Origin of the sequence: Amycolatopsis sp. M39 (assembly GCF_001651785.1) — a bacterium.
Taxonomy (GTDB): Bacteria; Actinomycetota; Actinomycetes; order Mycobacteriales; family Pseudonocardiaceae; genus Amycolatopsis; species Amycolatopsis rubida.
In genome coordinates this window covers 1,059-2,759 of record NZ_LWSF01000059.1, presented here as the reverse complement: position 1 = coordinate 2,759, position 1,701 = coordinate 1,059, and the positions used below count along the sequence as shown (strand labels likewise).

The following is a 1,701-nucleotide window of genomic DNA, read 5'->3' as shown; positions in this document are numbered from 1 at the left end:
GACCGGGTCGACATCACCCACCACATACGCGACCAGCCGCTTGCCACCAGACGGGTCGTCGCACCCGACCGCTGCCGCCTGTGCGACGCCGGAACATCGTGCCAACGCCACCTCGACCTCACCCGGCTCGATACGGAAACCTCGTATCTTCAGCTGCGCGTCGGCGCGACCCACGTACTCGAGCTCACCGGTTCGTGTCCACCGGACTAAATCCCCAGTCCGGTACAACCGGCCTCCTCCGAACGGGTTCGCCACAAAGCGGGCGGCGGTCAAACCACTCCGGCCCCAGTAGCCCTGCGCCATCCCGAGGCCGCCGAGATACAGCTCCCCCACTACTCCAACCGGCACAACCGCGAGTCGTTCATCCAGCACAAAGAACGCCGCTGACGGCAACGGCCGGCCGATCGGGCTCACGCCGCTGGCCATATCGGCCGCGGTCAACTCCCGAAACGACGCGTGCACCGTGCCCTCGGTGATTCCATACATGTTGATCAACCGGGGCCCGCCCAGCCACGTTGCCACCCGCCGCGGATCCAGAGCCTCACCGCCGAACACCACAAGCTCCAGCCCCTGCGCCACGCCCTCCGCAGCGGCGGCGAACGCCTCGAACGCCGACGGTGTCTGGCTCAGCACCGTGACCCGCTCCGAGATCACCAGATCACGGAACTCTCTTGGAGAACGCACCGTCTCCTCCGGCACCACTACCAGCCGCCCGCCGTGCAGCAACGCACCCCACATTTCCCACACGGAGAAGTCGAACGCGAAGGAATGGAACAGCGACCAGACGTGCTGACTACCGTCAGCGGCCGTCAGATCGATCAGATCCCGTACTCCGTGCAACATCCCGACGACGTTGGCATGCGTCACCTCCACGCCCTTCGGCATCCCTGTCGTCCCCGACGTGTAAATCAGGTAAGCCACGTCCCGCGCATCCGGGCACGGCAACTCCGCAGGAGCCGCAGTATCAGAAACGTGCACAAAAGCAGCGCCCTGTGCCAGCTCCAATTTCGCCACCCGCGCCAAAGTCTCGCCGATCCCGACGACCACCGACACCTGCGCGTCGGCCAGGACGAAGGCGACCCGATCATCCGGATACGACGGATCCACCGGCACATACGCCGCACCGGCCTTCAACACCGCCAGGATGGCGATCACCGCGTCCGCACCTCGCGGCAATACCAGTCCCACCCGATCGCCTGCCGACACGCCGCGGCCTGCCAATACCGAGGCCAGCCGACCCGACGCCTCATCCAACTCCGCGTAAGTCAATGCCGCTTCGCCGCATGACACTGCCAGTGCGTCCGGAGCCCTGCTGACCTGTGCGGCGAACAATTCCGGCAAAGTAGCATCGGGCCGATCGACCCGATCACCGTTCCATTCCGTCAGCAATCGTTGGCGTTCTGCGGCATCGACGACGTCGATGTCGCCCACGCGAACATCGGGATCGGCCAGGACCGCTTCGAACACACGCTCCAGTCGCGTCAGAAGTGTTTCCATCGTCGACCGATCGAACAGTCCGGACCGGTACTCCACGTCCACTTCAAGGCCAGCGTTCGACCCGTCCGCGCCGAAGATCTCGGACAGGTAGAACGTCAGGTCGAATTTCGCCGGCATCGAGTCGAAGTCCGACGTCACAGCCTCTGTCCGCAATCCGGCGAGTTCCCAGGACGCATGGGCGTTGTTCTGCAGGGTCACCATCAC

General features: G+C 64.9%; 1 protein-coding gene. It reads right to left on the bottom strand.

Annotated elements, in window-relative coordinates; genetic code table 11:
* On the bottom strand, window positions 1-1,701 hold a 1,701-nt coding region (locus A4R44_RS47225), incomplete at both ends, for an amino acid adenylation domain-containing protein (protein WP_198545696.1).